The following is a 22,027-nucleotide window of genomic DNA, read 5'->3' as shown; positions in this document are numbered from 1 at the left end:
CCTCCACCGGCCACCGGCATCGAAGGAGATCGGCGATGAATCAAGAAGTCGCGAACATCTTCAATCCGCTGGCGCAGCCGGCACAGAATTTCGATCAGATCCGCATCCATATTGCGAGCCCTGAGAAGATTCTGTCCTGGTCGTACGGTGAGATCAAGAAGCCGGAAACGATCAACTACCGCACCTTCAAGCCCGAGCGCGACGGCCTGTTCTGCGCGCGCATCTTCGGGCCGATCAAGGATTACGAGTGCTTGTGCGGCAAGTACAAGCGCATGAAGTACAAGGGCATCATCTGCGAGAAGTGCGGCGTGGAAGTCACGCTCGCACGCGTTCGGCGTGACCGCATGGGCCACATCGAGCTCGCGGCGCCGGTTGCCCATATCTGGTTCCTGAAGTCGCTGCCGTCCCGCATCGGCATGCTGATGGACATGACGCTCAAGGATCTCGAGCGCATCCTGTACTTCGAGAACTACGTCGTCATCGAGCCCGGCCTCACCCCGCTGAAGGAGCGTCAGCTCCTCACCGAGGAAGAGTATCTGCGCGCCCAGGACGAATACGGCGATGACTCGTTCACAGCGCTGATCGGTGCCGAAGCCATCCGCGAGATGATGATGGCGCTCGACCTGCCGAAGCTCGCCGTCGACCTGCGCGAGGAAATCGCCACGTCGACGTCGGAGCTGAAGCCGAAGAAGCTCGGCAAGCGCCTGAAGCTCGTCGAAGCCTTCATCGAGTCGGGCAACCGTCCCGAGTGGATGATCATGACGGTGATCCCGGTGATCCCGCCGGATCTGCGTCCGCTCGTTCCGCTCGATGGCGGCCGCTTCGCGACCTCCGACCTGAACGACCTGTATCGCCGCGTCATCAACCGCAACAATCGTCTGAAGCGGCTGATCGAGCTGCGCGCGCCGGATATCATCATCCGCAACGAGAAGCGCATGCTTCAGGAAGCGGTCGATGCGCTGTTCGACAACGGCCGTCGCGGCCGCGTCATCACGGGCGCCAACAAGCGCCCGCTGAAGTCGCTCTCGGACATGCTGAAGGGCAAGCAGGGCCGGTTCCGTCAGAACCTGCTCGGCAAGCGCGTCGACTATTCCGGTCGTTCCGTGATCGTGGTCGGTCCGGAGATGAAGCTGCACCAGTGCGGTCTGCCGAAGAAGATGGCGCTCGAGCTGTTCAAGCCGTTCATCTATTCGCGCCTCGACGCCAAGGGCTTCTCGTCCACCGTCAAGCAGGCGAAGAAGCTGGTCGAGAAGGAGAAGCCGGAAGTCTGGGATATCCTGGACGAGGTCATCCGCGAGCACCCGATCCTTCTGAACCGCGCTCCGACGCTGCACCGCCTCGGCATCCAGGCTTTCGAGCCCGTGCTGATCGAAGGCAAGGCGATCCAGCTGCATCCGCTCGTCTGCTCGGCCTTCAACGCCGACTTCGACGGTGACCAGATGGCCGTGCACGTCCCGCTGTCGCTCGAAGCGCAGCTGGAAGCCCGCGTGCTGATGATGTCGACCAACAACATCCTGCACCCGGCCAACGGCCAGCCGATCATCGTTCCGTCGCAGGACATCGTCCTTGGCCTCTATTATCTGTCGATCATGGCAGACAAGGAGCCGGGCGAGGGCATGATGTTCGGCTCGATCGCCGAGATCGAGCACGCGCTGAGCGCCAAGGCGATCACGCTGCACACGAAGATCAAGGGTCGCTACCGCGGCGTCGACGCCGACGGCAACGTCACGTCGAAGATCTACGACACGACCCCGGGTCGTCTGCTGATCGGCGAACTGCTGCCGAAGCACCACAACCTGCCCTTCGACGTCGTCAACAAGCTGATGACGAAGAAGGAAGTCTCGAACACGATCGACGCCGTCTACCGCCATTGCGGTCAGAAGGAGACGGTCATCTTCTGCGATCGCATCATGGCGCTCGGCTTCCGCGAAGCCTGCCGTGCGGGTATCTCCTTCGGCAAGGACGACATGGTCATCCCGCCGACCAAGGCCAAGCTGGTCGAGGATACCCAGGCGCTCGTGAAGGATTACGAGCAGCAGTACAATGACGGCCTGATCACCTTCGGTGAGAAGTACAACAAGGTCGTCGACGCCTGGGCGAAGTGCGGTGACCGCGTCGCCGAGGAGATGATGAAGGGCATTTCGGCCGTTCATCGCGACGAGGAAACCGGTCGTCAGAAGCCGATGAACTCGGTCTACATGATGAGCCACTCGGGCGCCCGTGGTTCGCCGACCCAGATGAAGCAGCTGGCGGGCATGCGCGGTCTGATGACCCGTCCGTCCGGCGAGATCATCGAGAACCCGGTTATCTCGAACTTCAAGGAAGGCCTGACCGTTCTCGAGTACTTCAACTCGACCCACGGTGCCCGTAAGGGCCTCGCAGACACCGCCCTGAAGACCGCGAACTCCGGTTATCTGACGCGTCGTCTCGTCGACGTGGCGCAGGACTGCATCATCATCGAGCAGGATTGCGGCACGACCAACGGTCTGCGCATGCAGGCGGTGATCGACAGCGGCCAGGTGGTCGCTTCGCTCGGCCTGCGCATTCTCGGCCGTACGGCTGCCGAGGACGTGGTGTCGGGTGCGACGGGCGAAGTGCTGGTTCCGGCCGGCAAGCTCATCGAGGAGCGGGATGTCGACAAGGTCGAGAAGGCTGGCGTCCAGGCGGTCAAGATCCGCTCGGTGCTGACCTGCGACACCAAGATCGGCGTCTGCGCGGCCTGCTATGGCCGCGACCTGGCCCGCGGCACGACCGTGAACATGGGCGAGGCCGTCGGCGTCATCGCGGCTCAGTCGATCGGCGAGCCCGGCACGCAGCTCACCATGCGTACGTTCCACATCGGTGGCACGGCCCAGGTGGTCGACTCGTCGTTCATCGAGTCGAGCTTCGAAGGCACGGTCGTGATGCGCAACCGCAACGTGGTGCGCGACTCGGCCGGCAAGCTGGTGGCTCTCGGCCGCAACATGGCGATCGTGATCGTCGACAAGGACGGCACCGAGCGCGCGGTCAACCGCGTCACCTACGGTTCGCGCGTCCATGTGGACGAGGGCGATCACGTCAAGCGCGGCCAGCGTCTGGCCGAATGGGACCCCTACACCCGTCCGGTTCTGACGGAAGTCTCGGGCACCATCGGCTACGAGGACATGGTGGAAGGCATCTCCGTCGTCGAGACGGCGGACGAGTCGACCGGCATCACCAAGCGCGTCGTCATCGACTGGCGTGCCAATCCGCGCGGCGGCGACCTGAAGCCGGCGATCGTCATCAAGGGCAAGGACGGCAAGATCCTGAAGCTGCCCCGCGGTGGCGAAGCCCGCTACATGCTCTCGGTGGAGACCATTCTCTCGGTCGATCCGGGCGCGACGGTCCACGCCGGTGACGTGCTGGCGCGTATTCCGACGGAAGGCGCCAAGACGCGCGACATCACGGGCGGTCTGCCGCGCGTGGCGGAGCTGTTCGAGGCCCGTCGTCCGAAGGATCACGCCATCATCGCCGAGATGGACGGCACGATCCGCTTCGGCCGCGACTACAAGAACAAGCGTCGCGTCATCGTCGAGCCGGCCGAGGGTTCGGTCGGCATCGATGGCGAGCCGCTGGAGCCGATCGAGTACCTGATCCCGAAGGGCAAGCCGTTCCATCTCCAGGAAGGCGACGCCGTGGAGAAGGGCGACTACATCATGGACGGCAACCCGGCGCCGCATGACATCCTGGCGATCAAGGGCGTGGAGGCACTCGCGGCCTACCTCGTCAACGAAATCCAGGACGTCTACCGACTGCAGGGCGTGCAGATCAACGACAAGCACATCGAGGTGATCGTTCGCCAGATGCTGCAGAAGGTCGAGATCTTCGATGCCGGCGAGACCGAGTTCTTCAACGGCGAGCAGGTCGATCGTCTCGAGTTCGACCTGATCAACGACAAGGCGAAGGCCGAGGGCAAGAAGCCCGCAGCCGGAAACCCTGTGCTGCTCGGTATCACCAAGGCCAGCCTGCAGACGCGTTCGTTCTTCTCGGCCGCGTCCTTCCAGGAGACGACCCGCGTCCTCACCGAGGCGGCCGTCAACGGCAAGATCGATCCGCTCGATGGTCTCAAGGAGAACATCATCGTCGGTCGTCTGATCCCGGCGGGTACGGGCGGCACGATGGGCCGCATCCGCGAGATCGCGACCAAGCGCGACGACCTGATCCTCGAGGAGCGTCGTCGTTCCTCGGCGGCGTCGGCTCCGGCCGCAGCGCCGGCCGGCCTGCTCGGCGATCTGACCAACGCGGCCGAGTAATCGGCCTGCCACAGGACTGGGAAAAGGCCGCCTTCGGGCGGCCTTTTTCGTGCCACGGGCCGGGCTGCCGCCCGTTGGCCATAATGAGTCCATCTTGTCATGTGGATGGGGTAGGGTGTTCTCCGGTCCGGCTGCCTCTCGAGGTAGTGCGTCGTGCTTTTCGGGGGTAGTTCGACTTGCGTAACGTCTCGGTTCTGATCAGGACGTCTGTCACCAGCCTTGTCGTCATCGGTCTGCTGGCGGGCTGCGCCGGCCGTCCGAAGGACGTGCTTTTGCCGGTGGAGATCGGAACGCCGGTGCCCGGCGCGACCACGGTCGACATGGCCGTCGCCACCACCCGCCAGCGCTCCACCGTGCCGGGCCAGATGTTCACCGGCGAGCGCGGCCGCGCCATCGATTTCGCCAACATCGTCGTCTCGGTCCCGCCGGACGCCGTGCGCAAGCAGGGCGACGTGCAGTGGCCGAAGAAGCTGCCGGGCAATCCCGCGACGGATTTCGTGACAGTCAAGGCGCAGGACATGGACCTCGCGCAGGCCAAGGTCTGGTTCAATCGCCAGATCAAGCAGTCGCCCCGCCGCCAGGCGCTCGTCTTCATCCACGGCTTCAACAACCGGTTCGAGGACGCCGTCTATCGCTTCGCGCAGATCGTGCACGACTCGGATGCCAAGGTGGTGCCGATCCTCTTCACCTGGCCGTCGCGCGGCAGCGTCCTCTCCTATGGCTATGATCGCGAGAGCAACAACTATTCCCGCGATGCGCTCGAACTGCTGCTGAAGGCGCTCGCCGACGACCCGAATGTCGACGAGGTGTCGATCCTGGCGCACTCGATGGGCAATTGGGTCGCGCTCGAGGCGCTGCGCCAGATGGCCATTCGCGACAAGCGCGTCTCGCCCAAGATCAAGAACGTCATGCTGGCGGCGCCGGATGTCGACGTCGACGTGTTCCGCCGCCAGATGGTGGATATCGGGCCGAAGGGGCCGAGCTTCACCCTGTTCGTCTCGCGCGACGACCGCGCCCTGCAGGTTTCCCGCCGCGTCTGGGGCAATGTCGAGCGCCTCGGCCAGATCGACGTGGCGCAGGAGCCCTATGCGTCTGAGATGGCGGCCGACAACATCAACGTCATCGACCTGACCAAGCTCCACACCGACGACAAGCTCAACCACGCGAAGTTCGCGGCGAGCCCCGAAGTCGTGCAGCTGATCGGGACGCGTCTGGCGTCCGGCCAGCCGATGACCGATTCCCATATCGCGCTCGGCGACAAGCTGGTGGCGGTCACCACGGGCGCGGCGGCGAGTGTCGGCACGGCCGCCGGCCTGATCGTTTCCGCGCCGGTTGCGGTCATCGATCCGAGGACCCGCGATACCTATGACGACCAGATCAAGGCGTTCGGCAAATCGCTGACCGACAACGCCGCCTCGACGGGCGACCTGCTGAAGCCCGAGGGCAGCGTCTCTTACTGAGGCGCCTATCTGAATGCGGCCTCGCTCGCGCCGGACGCGCGGGCGAGATGGACCCGCCGCCGGACTGTTCGGTGGCCTGTCATGGTTGTGACATCCCCGCGTCGCTCGCCTGTGACGTGCGGGGCCTAGGAGATCTCCATTCCTTTGAACGGAGATTCGTCCATGTCGCTTCGCCATGCCCTTCTCGCCGGTCTGTCGCTCGTCGCCATGGCGGCGGGTGCTGCCGCCGCCGAGCCCCGCCAGTTCGACGCCGTGCTGAGCCAGCACGCGATCCTGCCGGCGCAGAGCTTCGCCGTTCCCCCGGCCGACGCGCCGGCCTCCCTCAATATGACCGGCCGCTTCACGGGCACCGGCGCCGATTTCGGTCGTCGCTTCGACCGCCTCTATTCGATCGTCGACGAGACGACCGGCCTCGCCCGTCCCTTCGCGGGCCAGGCCGTGCAGGGCTTCTCCGGCATCCGCGCGCTCGGCGACGGCACCTATGTCGTGCTGACCGATAACGGCTTCGGCTCCAAGGCCAATTCCGGCGACGCGATGATCATGTTCCACATCGTCAAGCCGGACTGGGAGACGGGCCGCGTTGCCGTCCTGAAGACGATCTTCGCCAAGGATCCGAACCGCGTCGTGCCGTTCCGGATCGTCAACGAGAATACCGACGCCCGCTATCTGACCGGCGCGGACTTCGATCCCGAGAGCATCCAGAAGGTCGGCGACAATTTCTGGATCGGCGACGAGTTCGGCCCGTACCTGCTCGAGGTCGCGGCCGACGGCACGGTGCTGAGCCTCAAGGAGACGGTCGTCAACGGTGTCGCCTATCGCAGCCCCGACAACTACGCCGTCCAGATGCCGGGCGGCCCCGACAAGCCGATGCCGGAATTCAACGTCCGTCGCTCCAAGGGTTTTGAGGGCATGGCCCTCTCCGCCGACGGCAAGACGCTGCATCCGATGCTCGAAGGCGCGCCCTGGGACGCGGCGGCCGGCAAGTACCTGGAGAAGGGCGGCAAGTCCGTCCTGCCGATCTTCGATTTCGACATCGCCACGAAGGGCTTCGCCGACAAGGTCCGCTACTATCCACTCGAGGATTTCGGCAACGCCATCGGCGACTTCAACATGATCGATGCCACCCGCGCCCTGGTGATCGAGCGCGACGGCGGCGAGGGTGACCCGCGCGATGGCTGGGCCACCGAGCCGGCGAAGTTCAAGCGCGTCTACCTTATCGATCTCTCCAAGACCGATGCCGACGGCGTCGTCCGCAAGATCGGCTATATTGACCTGATGGGGATCAAGGACCCGAACGGCGTCGCCCGCGCCGGCTCGAAGGACGGCATCTTCACCTTCCCGTTCGAGACGATCGAGAATGTCGATCGCATCGACGAGACCCACATCATCGTCGCCGACGACAACAACTTCCCGTTCTCGGTCGGCCGTGAGAAGGGCAAGGCCGACAACAACGAGTTCATCGTGCTCGAGGTCGGCGACTTCCTGAAGGCGCAGTAGCGCTCCCGACGTTCCGGCGTTCACCATAGGGAAGGGTCGCCTCCGGGCGGCCCTTTTCCTTTTGTGCCGAACGCTCTAGCAATACCGCTGGGGAAGCCCGGCGGCCGGAACGCCGCGCGGCTGAACATTGCGCTTCGCGGAAGCGCGCCCGGGGAGGGGCCATCATGAAACTTCTGATACTGGTCGCGGCAAGCCTCGCGCTGTCCGGCGCGGCCGCGCATGCCGAAGAGAGCTACAAGCCTTCGGTGAAGGTGAAGCGCATCCTGCAGACCACCACGACGACCAGTGGCGATCCGATCCGCTATCCCGATGTCGCGGATCCCGAGGTGCAGACGCTGATCGTCGAAATTCCGCCAGGCGGCGAGACGGGGTGGCACACCCATCCGGTCCCGGCCTATGCCTATATCCTCGCCGGCACGATCGAGGTGGAGAGCGAAGGCGGGCCCAAGCGATTCTTCAAGGCGGGGGATTCGTTCGCCGAAATGGTCGATCATCGCCACAACGGCCGAGTCGTCGGTGAAGAAACCGTTCGAATCCTGATGATCGTAACCGGTCAGAAAGGAATCGCGTTCTCGACCCGGACGGCAGCGCCGAAATGAATCGGACGCTGAGTCAGCTGCGGGCGTGGGCACGGCTCGGTGTTCGCAACAAAAGTGCGTGACGGGGTGTTTCCGTTGGCATAAATTGCCGAGATCGCGGGTGCGATGCGCAAACGTTGCGGCGGACGGGCTGTCGAAAAGAACCCCACACAGGGGTTGACTGGAACGGTCCAAATAAGTAGGTTCCGCAAGCTTTCAGGCAGGTGGTAAGCCCAAATTTTCCAGCGACGACGCGTTGCGGAGTTCAGGTTTAGACACTGTCGGGATCGAAACAGACGTTAGAACGACACGCACGATCGCGGTGAAAGCCGTGATCCTCTGCATTTCGTAGCGCCTCCGCTCTTAGCGGTACGGGCGCTCTTTGTTCATGGCCGAACGGTTGTGGCAAAGGTGCGAAAGCGGAGAGAAACAGAACCGTAGGCTAGCTGAAAGGCGAAGCATGCCGACAATTAACCAGCTCATCCGCAAGCCGCGTCAAGCCCCGGCGAAGCGGAACAAGGTTCCGGCGCTGCAGGAGAACCCGCAGAAGCGCGGTGTTTGCACTCGCGTCTATACGACCACTCCGAAGAAGCCGAACTCGGCACTTCGTAAGGTCGCGAAGGTTCGCCTGACCAATGGCTTCGAGGTCATTGGCTACATTCCGGGCGAAGGCCACAACCTGCAGGAGCACTCTGTCGTCATGATCCGTGGCGGCCGCGTCAAGGATCTGCCGGGCGTGCGCTACCACATTCTGCGCGGCGTGCTCGACACCCAGGGTGTCAAGAACCGCAAGCAGCGTCGCTCCAAGTACGGCGCGAAGCGTCCGAAGTAATAGGGAACAGGATCCATGTCCCGTCGCCATAGTGCAGAGAAGCGCGAGATCATCCCGGACCCCAAGTTCGGCGATATCGTCGTCACCAAGTTCATGAATGCCGTCATGTATGACGGCAAGAAGTCGGTCGCCGAGAGCATCGTCTACGGTGCCTTCGACATCATCCAGAACCGGACCAAGCAGGAGCCCGTCGTGGTGTTCCGCGCGGCCCTGGACAACGTCGCTCCGCACATCGAAGTGCGTTCGCGTCGTGTCGGTGGTGCGACCTACCAGGTTCCCGTCGAGGTCCGTGCGGATCGCCGTCAGGCACTCGCCATCCGTTGGCTTCTCTCCGCGGCCCGTGGCCGTAACGAGAAGACGATGATCGAGCGTCTCTCGGGCGAACTGCTGGATGCCTCGAACAGCCGCGGCAACGCCGTGAAGAAGCGCGAAGACACGCACCGTATGGCAGAAGCCAACCGCGCGTTCTCGCACTATCGCTGGTAACGATCGGACAAAGGCAGCCCATCATGGCCCGCACGCATAAGATCGAAGACTACCGCAACTTCGGAATCATGGCCCACATCGACGCGGGCAAGACGACGACGACCGAGCGGATTCTCTTCTACTCAGGCAGAAACCACAAGATCGGCGAGACGCATGACGGCGCTGCTACCATGGATTACATGGAGCAGGAGCAGGAGCGCGGCATCACGATCACGTCGGCGGCAACGACGACGTCGTGGAACGGCAAGCGCCTGAACATCATCGACACCCCCGGCCACGTCGACTTCACCATCGAAGTCGAGCGTTCGCTGCGTGTGCTCGATGGCGCCGTTTGCGTGCTGGATTCGAACCAGGGCGTCGAGCCGCAGACCGAGACGGTCTGGCGCCAGGGCGACAAGTACCACGTTCCGCGTATTGTCTTCTGCAACAAGATGGACAAGACCGGCGCCAACTTCGACATGTGCCTCGCGGACATCAAGCAGCGCCTCGGCGCTCGCGCTGTCCCGATCCAGCTGCCGATCGGTGCCGAGCAGGACTTCAAGGGCGTGATCAACCTGATCACCATGAAGGCTTGCGTCTGGAACGACGATTCGATCGGCGCCATGTATGACGTCGAAGAGATCCCGGCGAACCTGCTCGAGAAGGCGACCGCTTACCGCGCCGCCCTGATCGAAGCCGCCGTCGAGCTCGACGACGCCGCCATGGAAGCCTATCTCGAGGGCAACGAGCCGGACGAAGCGACGCTCAAGACGCTGATCCGCAAGGCCGTTCTGCACTCGACCTGGTTCCCGGTCCTGGCTGGCTCCGCCTTCAAGAACAAGGGCGTTCAGACGCTGCTCGACGCCGTCGTCGACTTCCTCCCGTCGCCGGTCGATGTGCCGCCGACCAAGGGCATCGACGTCAAGACCGAGCAGGAAGTCGAGCGTCATTCGACCGACGACGAGCCGCTCGCCATGCTGGCCTTCAAGATCATTGAAGACCCGTTCGGCATCCTGACCTTCGCTCGCGTCTACTCCGGCGTGCTGACCAAGGGCACGACGCTCCTCAACTCCACCAAGGAGAAGAAAGAGCGTATCGGCCGCATGGTCGCCATGCATGCCAACTCGCGTGAAGATATCGAGATTGCCTATGCAGGCGATATCGTCGCTCTGGTTGGTCTCAAGGAAACCCGTACCGGCGATACGCTCTGCGATCCCGCCGCTCCGGTGATCCTCGAGAAGATGGAGTTCCCCGAGCCGGTCATCGAGATGTCGGTGGAAGTGGCTTCGAAGGCCGACCAGGAGAAGCTGGGCATCGCCCTGCAGAAGCTGGCGTCCGAGGATCCGTCCTTCCGCGTTTCGACGGACAGCGAGTCGGGTCAGACGATCATCAAGGGGATGGGCGAGCTTCACCTCGACATCAAGATCGATATCCTTCGCCGCGCGCCGTACAACATCAACGTGAATGTTGGTGCGCCGCAGGTTGCGTATCGCGAGACGATCCGCAAGCAGACGGAAATCGACTACACCCACAAGAAGCAGACCGGCGGTACGGGCCAGTTCGCCCGCGTCAAGTTCGTCATCGAGCCGAACGAGATCGGCGCCGGTTACAGCTTCGAAAACAAGATCATCGGCGGCGTGGTTCCGAAGGAATACGTCCCCGGCGTCGAAAAGGGCCTCAATTCGGTCATGAGCTCGGGCCCGATCGCGGGTTTCCCGGTCGTGGACGTCAAGATCGCCCTGATCGACGGTGCCTACCACGAAGTCGACTCCTCGGCGATCGCGTTCGAAATCGCGTCCCGTGCGGCTCTTCGCGAAGGTCTCATGAAGGCCAATCCGGCCCTTCTCGAGCCCGTCATGAAGGTCGAGGTCGTCTCGCCGGAAGAGTATGTGGGTTCGGTTATCGGCGATCTGAATTCGCGCCGCGGCCAGATCCAGGGTCAGGACATGCGCGGCAACGCGAATGTCATCACCGCATTCGTCCCGCTTGCGAACATGTTCTCCTACGTGAACAACCTGCGCTCCATGAGCCAGGGGCGCGCGAGCTACACGATGCAGTTCGATCATTATGAGCAGGTCCCGCAGGCCGTCGCTCAGGAGGTCCAGGCGAAGTACGCCTAGGCCTTTCACGCGAAACCCAACCTGCTGACAGACAAGACGGAGAAGTCCGATGGGTAAAGAAAAGTTCGAGCGCAATAAGCCGCACTGCAACATTGGCACGATCGGCCACGTTGACCATGGCAAGACGTCGCTGACCGCGGCAATCACCAAGGTCCTGGCCAAGGCCGGCGGCGCGACCTTCAAGGCGTATGACCAGATCGACGCAGCGCCGGAAGAGCGTGCGCGCGGCATCACGATCTCGACGGCGCACGTTGAGTACGAGACGGCCAACCGTCACTACGCCCACGTCGACTGCCCCGGCCACGCCGACTACGTCAAGAACATGATCACCGGTGCCGCCCAGATGGACGGCGCGATCCTGGTCGTGTCGGCCGCCGACGGCCCGATGCCGCAGACCCGCGAGCACATCCTGCTCGCCCGTCAGGTCGGCGTTCCGGCGCTCGTGGTGTTCCTGAACAAGTGCGACCTGGTCGACGATCCGGAGCTGCTCGAGCTCGTCGAGCTCGAAGTCCGCGAGCTGCTGTCGTCCTACGACTTCCCGGGCGATGACATTCCGATCGTCAAGGGTTCGGCCGTCGTCGCGCTGAACGATGGCGACGCCAAGCTCGGCGAGGACGCGATCCTTGAGCTGATGACCGCCGTCGACGCCTACATCCCGCAGCCGGAGCGTCCGGTTGACCAGCCGTTCCTGATGCCGATCGAAGACGTGTTCTCGATCTCGGGCCGCGGCACGGTCGTGACCGGCCGCGTCGAGCGCGGCATCGTCAAGGTCGGCGAGGAAATCGAGATCGTCGGCATCCGTCCGACCGTCAAGACGACCTGCACCGGCGTCGAGATGTTCCGCAAGCTGCTCGACCAGGGCCAGGCCGGCGACAACATCGGCGCGCTGCTTCGCGGCATCGACCGTGAAGGCGTCGAGCGCGGTCAGGTTCTCTGCAAGCCCGGTTCGGTGACGCCGCACACGGTGTTCAAGGCCGAGGCCTACATCCTGACGAAGGAAGAGGGTGGCCGTCACACGCCGTTCTTCACCAACTACCGTCCGCAGTTCTATTTCCGGACGACGGACGTCACGGGCATCGTCACGCTGCCGGAAGGCGTCGAGATGGTGATGCCGGGCGACAACATTTCGGTCGACGTCGAGCTGATCGTGCCGATCGCCATGGAAGAGAAGCTGCGTTTCGCCATCCGTGAAGGCGGTCGTACCGTCGGCGCCGGCGTCGTCGCCAGCATCATTAAGTAAGTCGGATGATCCGGACCGGGCGCGCGGGTTCGTCGCGCGCCCATGTCACCTGAGGACAGAAATCGATGAACGGTCAGAATATCCGGATCCGGCTCAAAGCGTTCGACCATCGTATTCTCGATGCGTCGACGCGCGAGATCGTGAACACGGCGAAGCGTACCGGCGCGCGCGTTGTCGGCCCGGTGCCACTTCCCACTCAGATTGAGAAGTTCACCGTGAACCGGTCGCCGCATATCGACAAAAAGAGCCGTGAGCAGTTCGAGATGCGGACGCATAAGCGTCTTCTCGACATCGTCGACCCCACCCCGCAGACCGTGGACGCGCTGATGAAGCTCGACCTGGCGGCCGGTGTGGACGTCGAAATTAAGCTCTGAGGCGAGCGAGGATAGAATGCGCTCTGGATTGATCGCACAGAAGGTGGGCATGACCCGCATCTACACGGATGCAGGCGAGCAGGTGCCGGTGACGGTGCTGAAGCTGGACAACTGCCAGGTTGTCGCTCATCGGACGGAAGATAAGAACGGTTACACCGCGGTCCAGCTCGGAAGCGGTCTCGCCAAGGTGAAGAACACGCCCAAGGCTGAGCGTGGACATTTCGCCAAGGCCGAGGTCGAGCCGAAGCGCAAGGTCACGGAGTTCCGTGTGACCCCGGACAACCTCATCGAGGTTGGCGCCGAGCTCACCGCCGAGCATTTCGTCGTCGGACAGTTCGTCGACGTTAGCGGCACCTCGATCGGTAAGGGCTTTGCCGGTGTCATGAAGCGCCACAACTTCGGTGGTGGCCGCGCGACGCACGGTAACTCGGTCTCTCACCGCGTGCACGGTTCGACTGGCCAGCGCCAGGACCCGGGCAGGGTGTTCAAGAACAAGAAGATGGCTGGTCACATGGGCGATGTCCGCGTGACCACTCAGAACCTCAAGGTCATTCGCACGGATGTCGAGCGTGGCCTGATCATGGTCGAGGGTGCCGTTCCCGGCGCCAAGGGCGGCTGGATCGAGGTTCGTGACGCGGTGAAGCGTGCGCTTCCGGCGGACGTCCCGGTTCCGGGCGCGTTCAAGAAGCGCGGCGCCGTGGCTGAAGTTGCGGTTGAAGCGAAGGAGGCCGAGTGATGGATATTAAGGTCACCACGCTCGACGGCACGGCAGCCGGGGAAATCACGCTTTCGGACGAGATCTTCGGTCTCGAGCCGCGCGGCGATATCCTGCAGCGCATGGTGCGTTACCAGCTGGCCAAGCGCCAGGCTGGCACGCACAAGTCGAAGGGTCGTTCGGAGATCTCCGGCACGACCAAGAAGATGTACAAGCAGAAGGGCACCGGCGGCGCACGCCACGGTGCCAAGACCGCCCCGCAGTTCCGCGGCGGTGGCAAGGCCTTCGGTCCGGTGGTGCGCAGCCATGCGCATGACCTGACCAAGAAGTTCCGTCAGCTTGCACTTCGTCATGCGCTCTCGGCCAAGGCCCGGGGCGAGAACCTGATCATCGTCTCGGACATCGCCATCGATGCGCCGAAGACGAAGGCGGTTCGCGAGAACCTGGCCAAGCTCGGCTGGGCAAACGCGCTCATCATCGACGGCGCCGCGGTCAACGAGAACTTCGGTCTCGCCACCCGCAATGTGCCGCATATCGATGTTCTGCCGGTTCAGGGCATCAACGTGTACGACATTCTGCGCCGCGAGAAGCTCGTGCTGACCAAGGCTGCGGTCGAAGCGCTGCAGGAGCGGTTCAAATGAGCGATCTCTCGCATTACGACATCATCCGCAGCCCGGTGCTGAGCGAGAAGTCGACCATTGCCACCGAGCAGAGCAAGGTCGTCTTCAACGTTCTGAAGACGGCGACCAAGCCCGAGATCAAGGCCGCCGTCGAGGCGCTGTTCAAGGTCAAGGTTACAGGCGTGAACACCCTGGTCCGCAAGGGCAAGGTCAAGCGCTTCCGCGGAATCGTGGGCAAGCAGAGCGACGTCAAGAAGGCGATCGTGACGCTTGCTGAAGGTCAGTCGATCGACGTTTCGACCGGTCTCTGACGCGAAAAGAATAGGCTGAAGCATGGCTCTCAAGCACTATAAGCCGACTACGCCGGGACAGCGCCAGCTGGTTCTCGTCGATCGCTCGGAGCTCTACGCCGGCAAGCCCGTCAAGGGCCTGACCGTCGGTCTCCGCCAGAGCGGTGGTCGCAACAATCTCGGACGCGTCACGGCCTACGGCCGCGGCGGTGGTCACAAGCGCACGTACCGCCTGATCGATTTCAAGCGGAACAAGCGCGACATCCCGGCCGTCGTCGAGCGCATCGAGTACGACCCGAACCGCACGGCGTTCATCGCCCTCATCAAGTATGAGGACGGCGAGCTCAGCTACATCCTGGCGCCGCAGCGCCTGGCAGTCGGCGACACCGTGATTTCCTCGGCCCAGGCCGATGTGAAGCCCGGCAACACGATGCCCCTCGGCGCCATGCCGGTCGGCACGATCGTGCACAATGTCGAGATGAAGCCCGGCAAGGGCGGCCAGATCGCGCGTTCGGCCGGTGCCTACGCGCAGTATGTCGGCCGCGACTCCGGCATGGCCATTCTTCGCCTGAATTCGGGTGAGCAGCGCCTGGTCCACCAGAGCTGTGTTGCGACCGTCGGCGCGGTTTCGAACCCTGACCATTCCAACACCTCGCTCGGCAAGGCCGGTCGTAATCGTTGGCTTGGCAAGCGTCCGAGCGTCCGCGGTGTTGCGATGAACCCGGTCGACCATCCGCATGGCGGTGGTGAAGGCCGCACCTCGGGAGGCCGTCATCCGGTCACCCCGTGGGGCAAGCCGACCAAGGGCAAGAAGACCCGCAACAATAAGTCGACCGACAAGTTCATCGCGCGCAGCCGTCATCTGCGCAAGAGCAAGTAAGAGAGGCTGTCCGTGGCTCGTTCTATCTGGAAAGGCCCGTTCGTCGACGGTTATCTCCTCCGCAAGGCTGAGAAGAGCCGCTCTTCGGGTCGTGGTGAGGTGATCAAGATCTGGAGCCGCCGCTCCACGATCCTGCCCCAGTTCGTGGGCTTGACCTTTGGCGTCTACAACGGCCAGAAGCATGTTCCGGTCATCGTCAACGAGGACATGGTCGGACACAAGTTCGGCGAGTTCTCGCCGAGCCGGACCTACTACGGTCACACGGCCGACAAGAAGGCGAAGAGGAAGTAACATGGGCAAGCCGAAGCGCGAACGCGCGCTGAAAGACAACGAGGCCCGCGCCGTCACGCGCATGATCCGTGTCTCTCCGCGCAAGCTCAACCTTGTCGCCCAGCTGATCCGCGGCAAGAAGGCCAGCACGGCGCTCGCCGATCTGACCTTCTCCGAGAAGCGGATTGCGCGTGACGTAAAGAAGACGCTGGAATCTGCGATCGCAAACGCCGAGAACAATCACGATCTCGACGTTGATTCGCTGGTGGTCGCCGAAGCGTTTGTCGGCAAGGCCCTGGTGATGAAGCGCTGGACGCCGCGTGCTCGCGGTCGTGTCGGCCGGATCGAGAAGCCGTTTTCGCACCTCACGATCGTGGTGCGTGAAACCGAGGAGGCTGCATAATGGGCCAGAAAGTCAATCCGATCGGCCTCCGCCTCGGCATCAACCGGACGTGGGACAGCCGCTGGTTCGCCAACAAGGGCGAATACGGCAAGCTGCTTCATGAAGACATGCGGATCCGCGAGAAGCTCCTGGTCGAGCTGAAGCAGGCCGCGGTCTCCAAGATCGTGATCGAGCGCCCGCACCGCAAGTGCCGCGTCACGATCTACTCGGCTCGTCCGGGCATCGTCATCGGCAAGAAGGGCGCCGATATCGAGAAGCTCCGCAAGATCGTCGGCAAGCTGACGGATAGCGAAGTTCACCTCAATATCGTCGAAGTTCGCAAGCCGGAGATCGACTCGAACCTGGTCGCCGCCTCCATCGCCCAGCAGCTGGAGCGCCGCGTTGCGTTCCGCCGCGCGATGAAGCGCGCCGTCCAGTCGGCGATGCGCCTCGGCGCCCTCGGCATCCGCATCAACGCGGGTGGCCGTCTGGGCGGCGCGGAAATCGCCCGTCTCGAGTGGTACCGCGAGGGTCGGGTTCCGCTGCACACGCTGCGCGCCGACATCGACTACGGCACCGCGACCGCGCACACCGCCTATGGCACGTGCGGCATCAAGGTGTGGATCTTCAAGGGTGAGATCCTCGAGCACGATCCGATGGCTTCCGAGCGTCGCCAGACCGAGGGTAACGAGCAGGGCTCGAACACTCGTCGTCGCGACTCCGCGGCCTGATCGGTCGGACCTGAGGGCGAGAGAGAACAGAAATGCTGCAACCGAAGCGCACCAAGTTCCGCAAGCAGTTCAAGGGCCGTATCCATGGCGTCGCCAAGGGTGGTACGGATCTGAACTTTGGCGGATTCGGCCTGAAGGCGCTCGAGCCGGAGCGCGTCACCGCGCGCCAGATCGAGGCTGCCCGTCGCGCCATCACTCGTGCTATGAAGCGCGCCGGTCGTGTCTGGATCCGGATTTTCCCGGACGTTCCGGTCACGTCGAAGCCGACCGAAGTCCGCATGGGTAAGGGTAAGGGCGCCCCGGAATACTGGGCGTCCCGCGTCAAGCCTGGCCGGATCATGTTTGAGATCGACGGTGTCGACGAGGAGACCGCCCGCGAGGCGCTCCGTCTCGGCGCGGCGAAGCTCCCGATCAAGACGCGCTTCGTACAGCGCATCGCCGATTGATCGGCGAACGGACGAGGATAAAGCCATGAAGGCGAAAGACGTTCGGCTGCAGACCGCCGACCAGCTCGACACCGAGCTTGCAAACCTGAAGAAAGAGCAGTTTAACCTGCGCTTTCAGCGGGCGACGGGCCAGCTCGAAAACACGGCGCGTGTCCGGCAGGTTCGCCGCGACATCGCCAGGATCAAGACCATCGCTGCGCAGAAGAGCGCGGCGGACAAGCGCTGAGGAGGCGAGTATGCCGAAACGCGTTCTGCAGGGCAGCGTCGTCAGCGACAAGACCGATAAGACGGTCGTCGTTCTCGTCGAGCGTCGCTTCACGCATCCGGTTCTGAAGAAGACCGTGCGGCGGACCAAGAAGTACCATGCCCACGACGAGGGCAATGTCCACAAGATTGGCGATATCGTCTCGATCGAAGAGACTGCGCCGATCTCGAAGAACAAGCGCTGGGTCGTTATCGCTTCCGAGCAGTCGGGCGGTAAGTAAGGCACGAAAAAGGTTTGTCGCTGCTGAATTCCCGGGTATCTGACCGGGATAAGCGGTGACCAGAAGAGTAGGCGGCCAGTCATGATTCAGATGCAGACTAACCTCGACGTGGCGGATAATTCCGGCGCTCGTCGTGTGATGTGCATCAAGGTTCTCGGCGGTTCCAAGCGGAAGTACGCCTCGGTCGGCGACATCATTGTCGTGTCGATCAAGGAGGCGATCCCGCGGGGTCGCGTGAAGAAGGGCGACGTCATGAAGGCGGTCGTCGTTCGCACAGCTAAGGATATTCGTCGTCCGGATGGCAGCGTCATCCGTTTCGACAAGAACGCGGCGGTTCTGATCAACAATCAGAAAGAGCCGATCGGGACCCGTATCTTCGGGCCGGTTCCGCGCGAGCTTCGCGCCAGGAACCATATGAAGATCATCTCGCTCGCTCCGGAGGTGCTGTGATGGCTGCCAAGATCAAGAAGGGCGATAACGTCATCGTCCTCACGGGTAAGGACAAGGGTAAGTCGGGCGAAGTGCTCCGCGTGATCCCGACCGAAGATCGCGCCGTCGTGCGCGGTGTCAACGTCGCACGCAAGCACCAGAAGCAGACGGCGAGCGAGCAGGGCGGCATCGTCGCCAAGGAGCTCCCGATTCATCTGTCGAACATCGCCCTGGCGGACAAGGACGGCAAGCCGACCCGCGTCGGCTTTAAAGTGACCGAAGACGGGCGCAAACAACGCGTCGCAAAGCGTTCGGGAGATGTGATCGATGGCTGAGGCAGCTTACGAGCCGCGGCTCAAGAAGTTTTACGAAGACGAAGTCCGCGCGAAGCTCGTCGCGGAATTCGGCTACAAGAACCCCATGCAGGTTCCGAAGATCGACAAGATCGTGCTGAACATGGGCGTTGGCGAAGCCGTCAACGATTCCAAGAAGGTCGGCACCGCTCTTGGTGATCTGGCTCTCATCGCCGGCCAGAAGCCGGCCGTGACGAAGGCATCGAAGTCCATCGCGACGTTCAAGCTGCGCGAGAACATGGCGATCGGTGGCAAGGTCACGCTGCGCAAGGCGCGGATGTACGAGTTCCTGGACCGCCTGGTCACCATCGCGCTCCCGCGCGTTCGTGACTTCCGCGGCCTGAACCCGAAGAGCTTCGATGGCCGTGGCAACTTCGCCATGGGCATCAAGGAGCATCTGATTTTCCCCGAGATCAATTACGACAAGATTGATCAGGTTTGGGGCATGGACGTGATCGTCTGCACCACGGCCAAGACTGACGAGGAAGCTCGCGCCCTTCTGAAGGCGATGAACTTCCCGTTCCGCCAGTAACGCCGGGATAGGACGAGGACAAATCGATGGCTAAGAAGAGCTCTATCGAAAAGAACAACCGGCGCCGCAAGCTGGCCGCCCAGTACGCCAACAAGCGTACGAAGCTGAAGGCTGTGGCCAATGACGAGAGCCTGCCGCTCGAGGAACGCTTCCAGGCTCGCCTGAAGCTTGCCGAGCTGCCCCGTAACGCTTCGGCGACCCGCATCCGTAATCGCTGCGAAGTCACCGGCCGTCCGCGTGGCGTCTATCGCAAGCTGAAGATGTCGCGTATTGCATTGCGCGAACTCGGGTCGCTCGGGCTGATCCCGGGCCTCGTCAAGTCGAGCTGGTAAGGAGCACGGTCCCCATGACAATGACCGATCCTCTGGGTGATATGCTCACCCGCATCCGCAATGCTCAGATGCGCCGGCAGTCGAAGGTTTCGACGCCGTCCTCCAAGCTGCGCGAGAACGTTCTCGGTGTTCTGCAGTCGGAAGGCTACATCCGTGGCTTTGCGACGGTCGACGACGGCAATGGCCGTCCCGCGATCGAGATCGAACTGAAGTATTACGATGGCGAGCCAGTGATCCGCACGATCGAGCGTGTCTCGAAGCCGGGTCGCCGGGTCTATGCCTCGGTCAAGAATATTCCGCAGGTCAAGAATGGCCTCGGCGTGTCCATCCTGTCGACGCCGAAGGGCGTGATGTCGGATAGCGACGCCCGCGACCAGAATGTCGGCGGCGAGGTTCTTTGCCAGGTATTCTGATCTGGTTGATGGTGAAACACGAACCGGACGGATTTGTCTGATGTCTCGTATTGGTAAGAAGCCGGTGGCGGTGCCTAAGGGCGTTACGGCCACGATCAACGGCCAGACGGTGTCGGTGAAGGGTCCGAAGGGCGAACTGTCCTTCGATTTTACGGATAACGTTGCCGTTGAACTGACGGAAGAGGGCGTCAAGGTCGCCCCGCGTGATGACAGCAAGCCGGCTCGTGCCGCTTGGGGTATGTCGCGTACGATGATTGCGAACCTAATCAAGGGCGTGAACGAGGGCTTCTCCAAGAAGCTCGAGATCAACGGCGTGGGTTACCGCGCCGCCGTCCAGGGTTCGAACCTGCAGCTCGCTCTTGGCTACAGCCATGACGTGGTCTACGCGATCCCGGAAGGCATCACCATCGTGACGCCGCGTCCGGTCGAGATCATCGTTTCGGGCATCGACAAGCAGAAGGTCGGCCAGGTTGCGGCCGAGATCCGCGAGTATCGTAGCCCCGAGCCCTACAAGGGCAAGGGCGTCAAGTACGCAACCGAAACGATCTTCCGCAAGGAAGGCAAGAAGAAGTAACGGAGACCGTCATGGCCAATATTCTGCAGGACCGTCGCGCTGCGCGCGTCCGCCGTGCGCTCCGGAAGGTTGCGAACGGACGTCCCCGGCTCAGCGTCTACCGCTCGTCGGAGCACATCTACGCCCAGGTGATCGACGATGCCGAGGGGCGTACGCTCGCCTCGGCGTCGACGCTGGAAAAGGATCTCCGCGGCTCGCTGAAGACGGGTGCCGACAAGGCAGCCGCCGAGGCTGTCGGCAAGCTCGTCGCTGAGCGTGCCAAGGCCGCCGGCGTGACCCAGGTCATCTTCGACCGCGGTGGTTACCTTTTTCATGGCCGCGTGAAGGCGCTGGCCGACGGCGCTCGCGAGGGCGGTCTCGACTTCTGATGCGCTGAGGCGCGTCATCACGTAACAGGATTGGATGTTTCGATGGCCAGAGAGCAGCGGGAAGAGCGCGACAGCGAATTCGTCGACAAGCTCGTTCACATCAATCGCGTCGCGAAGGTGGTGAAGGGCGGACGGCGTTTCGGCTTCGCAGCCCTCGTCGTCGTCGGCGACCAGAAGGGCCGGGTCGGTTTCGGCCACGGCAAGGCGCGCGAAGTGCCTGAAGCGATCCGCAAGGCGACGGAAGCAGCGAAGCGGAGCCTCGTTCGGGTTCCGCTCCGCGAGGGCCGTACCCTGCATCATGACGTGTTCGGTCGCCACGGCGCCGGCAAGGTGTTCCTGCGCGCGGCTCCCGCCGGTACGGGTATCATCGCCGGTGGCCCGATGCGCGCCGTGTTCGAGACGCTCGGCGTCCAGGACGTCGTCGCCAAGTCGATGGGTTCGTCGAACCCGTACAACATGGTGCGTGCGACCTTCGCCGCTCTTGGCGCCGAAGACAGCCCGCGTTCGGTCGCGGCTCGTCGCGGCATCAAGGTGTCGGCCCTGCAGGCCCGTCGCGGCGGCGAAGCCGAAGCTTCCGCCGAGGCGTGAGCGCCCGATTGAATTCGAGGATTTGACCAAATGGCCAAGAAATCTGAAGGCGCCGCCAAGACGGTTACCGTCGAGCAGACCGGCAGCCCGATCCGCCGTCCGGCCGAGCAGCGTGCTACGCTGATCGGCCTCGGCCTCAACCGGATCCGTCGCCGTTCGACGCTGCAGGACACGCCTGCGGTTCGCGGCATGATCGCCAAGGTGGCTCACCTCGTCCGCGTTGTGGACGAGGCCTGAGCCCAGAAGGACCAGTTCGATGAAGCTCAACGAGATCAACGACAACCCGGGTTCCAGCAAGAACCGCATGCGCGTCGGACGCGGTATCGGTTCGGGTAAGGGCAAGACCGGTGGTCGCGGCGTCAAGGGCCAGAAGTCGCGCACGGGCGTGGCGATCAAGGGCTTTGAAGGCGGCCAGATGCCGCTGCATCGGCGTCTGCCGAAGCGCGGCTTCACCAACATCTTCGCGAAGGACTACAACGAGGTCAGCCTCGGCCGTGTCCAGGCTGCGATCGATGCGGGCAAGCTCGACGCGACGAAGCCGGTGACGGTCGAAGCGCTGAAGGAAGCCGGTGTCATCCGCCGCGTGCAGGATGGCGTTCGCCTCCTCGGCGTCGGCGAGCTGAAGGCCGCTGTTGCCTTCGAGATCGCCGGTGCGTCGAAGCCGGCTATCGAAGCCGTCGAGAAGGCTGGCGGGTCCGTCAAGGTCCTGGCGCCCAAGGTTACCGACAACACGGACGCAGCTTAAACTGCGTCGTTCGGGGAGGGGCGCCGCTTGTCGCGGC

General features: G+C 63.1%; 29 protein-coding genes. All 29 read left to right on the top strand.

The window, feature by feature from the left end:
• Window positions 1-35 precede the first annotated feature (35 nt).
• The 29 genes from rpoC (at window position 36) to rplO (ending at window position 21,990) form a co-directional block, all read left to right on the top strand.
• Window positions 36-4,271 (top strand): DNA-directed RNA polymerase subunit beta', encoded by a 4,236-nt coding sequence (gene rpoC / locus AC6HZP_RS15765; protein WP_201400072.1) that lies wholly within the window; start codon window positions 36-38, stop codon window positions 4,269-4,271.
• A gap of 176 nt (window positions 4,272-4,447) precedes the next feature.
• Window positions 4,448-5,731 carry an alpha/beta hydrolase gene (locus AC6HZP_RS15760; RefSeq protein ID WP_201400071.1) on the top strand — a complete coding sequence of 428 codons (1,284 nt, stop codon included), beginning with the start codon at window positions 4,448-4,450 and terminating at the stop codon, window positions 5,729-5,731.
• 162 nt (window positions 5,732-5,893) lie between these two features.
• Window positions 5,894-7,228, top strand: a complete 1,335-nt coding sequence (locus AC6HZP_RS15755) for an esterase-like activity of phytase family protein (protein WP_497523614.1) — start codon at window positions 5,894-5,896, stop codon at window positions 7,226-7,228.
• Window positions 7,229-7,392: 164 nt separating this feature from the next.
• Window positions 7,393-7,827 carry a cupin domain-containing protein gene (locus AC6HZP_RS15750; RefSeq protein WP_497523613.1) on the top strand — a complete coding sequence of 145 codons (435 nt, stop codon included), beginning with the start codon at window positions 7,393-7,395 and terminating at the stop codon, window positions 7,825-7,827.
• A 439-nt stretch (window positions 7,828-8,266) separates the two neighbouring features.
• The gene (rpsL, locus tag AC6HZP_RS15745; protein WP_029075557.1) at window positions 8,267-8,638 is read left to right on the top strand and encodes a 30S ribosomal protein S12; all 372 of its coding nucleotides are present in this window, start codon (window positions 8,267-8,269) and stop codon (window positions 8,636-8,638) included.
• Window positions 8,639-8,653: 15 nt separating this feature from the next.
• Window positions 8,654-9,124: a 30S ribosomal protein S7 gene (rpsG, locus tag AC6HZP_RS15740; protein WP_201400068.1), complete on the top strand. Its 471-nt coding sequence runs from the start codon at window positions 8,654-8,656 to the stop codon at window positions 9,122-9,124.
• 23 nt (window positions 9,125-9,147) lie between these two features.
• The gene (fusA, locus tag AC6HZP_RS15735) at window positions 9,148-11,223 is read left to right on the top strand and encodes an elongation factor G (protein ID WP_201400067.1); all 2,076 of its coding nucleotides are present in this window, start codon (window positions 9,148-9,150) and stop codon (window positions 11,221-11,223) included.
• 49 nt (window positions 11,224-11,272) lie between these two features.
• The gene (tuf, locus tag AC6HZP_RS15730; RefSeq protein WP_201400066.1) at window positions 11,273-12,463 is read left to right on the top strand and encodes an elongation factor Tu; all 1,191 of its coding nucleotides are present in this window, start codon (window positions 11,273-11,275) and stop codon (window positions 12,461-12,463) included.
• A gap of 65 nt (window positions 12,464-12,528) precedes the next feature.
• A complete protein-coding gene (rpsJ, locus tag AC6HZP_RS15725; protein WP_018184903.1) occupies window positions 12,529-12,837 on the top strand; it encodes a 30S ribosomal protein S10 in 309 nt (102 codons plus the stop codon).
• A gap of 16 nt (window positions 12,838-12,853) precedes the next feature.
• The gene (gene rplC, locus AC6HZP_RS15720; RefSeq protein WP_201400065.1) at window positions 12,854-13,573 is read left to right on the top strand and encodes a 50S ribosomal protein L3; all 720 of its coding nucleotides are present in this window, start codon (window positions 12,854-12,856) and stop codon (window positions 13,571-13,573) included.
• A complete protein-coding gene (gene rplD / locus AC6HZP_RS15715; protein WP_201400064.1) occupies window positions 13,573-14,193 on the top strand; it encodes a 50S ribosomal protein L4 in 621 nt (206 codons plus the stop codon). Before rplC ends, rplD begins: the two co-directional genes overlap by 1 nt.
• Window positions 14,190-14,483, top strand: a complete 294-nt coding sequence (locus tag AC6HZP_RS15710) for a 50S ribosomal protein L23 (RefSeq protein WP_201400063.1) — start codon at window positions 14,190-14,192, stop codon at window positions 14,481-14,483. Before rplD ends, AC6HZP_RS15710 begins: the two co-directional genes overlap by 4 nt.
• A 22-nt stretch (window positions 14,484-14,505) precedes the next feature.
• Window positions 14,506-15,342, top strand: coding sequence for a 50S ribosomal protein L2 (gene rplB, locus AC6HZP_RS15705; RefSeq protein ID WP_201400062.1), 837 nt, complete (start codon window positions 14,506-14,508; stop codon window positions 15,340-15,342).
• A gap of 12 nt (window positions 15,343-15,354) precedes the next feature.
• Window positions 15,355-15,633, top strand: a complete 279-nt coding sequence (gene rpsS, locus AC6HZP_RS15700; RefSeq protein WP_018184908.1) for a 30S ribosomal protein S19 — start codon at window positions 15,355-15,357, stop codon at window positions 15,631-15,633.
• Window position 15,634: 1 nt separating this feature from the next.
• Window positions 15,635-16,015 (top strand): 50S ribosomal protein L22, encoded by a 381-nt coding sequence (gene rplV, locus AC6HZP_RS15695; protein WP_035831212.1) that lies wholly within the window; start codon window positions 15,635-15,637, stop codon window positions 16,013-16,015.
• Window positions 16,015-16,725 (top strand): 30S ribosomal protein S3, encoded by a 711-nt coding sequence (gene rpsC, locus AC6HZP_RS15690; protein ID WP_201400061.1) that lies wholly within the window; start codon window positions 16,015-16,017, stop codon window positions 16,723-16,725. Before rplV ends, rpsC begins: the two co-directional genes overlap by 1 nt.
• A 32-nt stretch (window positions 16,726-16,757) precedes the next feature.
• Entirely contained in the window at window positions 16,758-17,171 is a 414-nt protein-coding gene (gene rplP / locus AC6HZP_RS15685; protein WP_201400060.1) for a 50S ribosomal protein L16, read from the top strand.
• A gap of 25 nt (window positions 17,172-17,196) precedes the next feature.
• Window positions 17,197-17,397 carry a 50S ribosomal protein L29 gene (rpmC, locus tag AC6HZP_RS15680; RefSeq protein WP_018184912.1) on the top strand — a complete coding sequence of 67 codons (201 nt, stop codon included), beginning with the start codon at window positions 17,197-17,199 and terminating at the stop codon, window positions 17,395-17,397.
• 10 nt (window positions 17,398-17,407) lie between these two features.
• Entirely contained in the window at window positions 17,408-17,656 is a 249-nt protein-coding gene (gene rpsQ / locus AC6HZP_RS15675) for a 30S ribosomal protein S17 (protein ID WP_201400059.1), read from the top strand.
• Between the two features lie 81 nt (window positions 17,657-17,737).
• On the top strand, window positions 17,738-18,106 hold the full coding sequence (gene rplN, locus AC6HZP_RS15670; protein ID WP_201400058.1) for a 50S ribosomal protein L14: 369 nt from the start codon (window positions 17,738-17,740) through the stop codon (window positions 18,104-18,106).
• Entirely contained in the window at window positions 18,106-18,420 is a 315-nt protein-coding gene (gene rplX, locus AC6HZP_RS15665) for a 50S ribosomal protein L24 (RefSeq protein WP_029075462.1), read from the top strand. Before rplN ends, rplX begins: the two co-directional genes overlap by 1 nt.
• Complete coding sequence (gene rplE, locus AC6HZP_RS15660) at window positions 18,413-18,970, top strand: 50S ribosomal protein L5 (protein ID WP_201400057.1); 558 nt, start codon at window positions 18,413-18,415, stop codon at window positions 18,968-18,970. The genes rplX and rplE overlap by 8 nt, the downstream gene beginning before the upstream one ends.
• Window positions 18,971-18,996: 26 nt before the next feature.
• Window positions 18,997-19,302 carry a 30S ribosomal protein S14 gene (gene rpsN, locus AC6HZP_RS15655; protein ID WP_201400056.1) on the top strand — a complete coding sequence of 102 codons (306 nt, stop codon included), beginning with the start codon at window positions 18,997-18,999 and terminating at the stop codon, window positions 19,300-19,302.
• A gap of 14 nt (window positions 19,303-19,316) precedes the next feature.
• The gene (gene rpsH, locus AC6HZP_RS15650; protein ID WP_201400055.1) at window positions 19,317-19,715 is read left to right on the top strand and encodes a 30S ribosomal protein S8; all 399 of its coding nucleotides are present in this window, start codon (window positions 19,317-19,319) and stop codon (window positions 19,713-19,715) included.
• A 40-nt stretch (window positions 19,716-19,755) separates the two neighbouring features.
• On the top strand, window positions 19,756-20,289 hold the full coding sequence (gene rplF / locus AC6HZP_RS15645) for a 50S ribosomal protein L6 (protein ID WP_201400054.1): 534 nt from the start codon (window positions 19,756-19,758) through the stop codon (window positions 20,287-20,289).
• An 11-nt stretch (window positions 20,290-20,300) separates the two neighbouring features.
• Window positions 20,301-20,657 carry a 50S ribosomal protein L18 gene (gene rplR / locus AC6HZP_RS15640; protein WP_201400053.1) on the top strand — a complete coding sequence of 119 codons (357 nt, stop codon included), beginning with the start codon at window positions 20,301-20,303 and terminating at the stop codon, window positions 20,655-20,657.
• A 42-nt stretch (window positions 20,658-20,699) separates the two neighbouring features.
• Window positions 20,700-21,245, top strand: a complete 546-nt coding sequence (gene rpsE, locus AC6HZP_RS15635) for a 30S ribosomal protein S5 (RefSeq protein ID WP_026304633.1) — start codon at window positions 20,700-20,702, stop codon at window positions 21,243-21,245.
• A gap of 30 nt (window positions 21,246-21,275) precedes the next feature.
• The gene (rpmD, locus tag AC6HZP_RS15630; protein WP_018184922.1) at window positions 21,276-21,482 is read left to right on the top strand and encodes a 50S ribosomal protein L30; all 207 of its coding nucleotides are present in this window, start codon (window positions 21,276-21,278) and stop codon (window positions 21,480-21,482) included.
• A 19-nt stretch (window positions 21,483-21,501) separates the two neighbouring features.
• Window positions 21,502-21,990, top strand: a complete 489-nt coding sequence (rplO, locus tag AC6HZP_RS15625) for a 50S ribosomal protein L15 (protein ID WP_201400052.1) — start codon at window positions 21,502-21,504, stop codon at window positions 21,988-21,990.
• The last annotated feature ends 37 nt before the right edge of the window (window positions 21,991-22,027 follow it).

The organism is Kaistia sp. SLG-1 (assembly GCF_059699055.1).
Note: the sequence above shows the minus strand (reverse complement) of the source record. Positions and strands in the feature narration are given on the sequence as shown.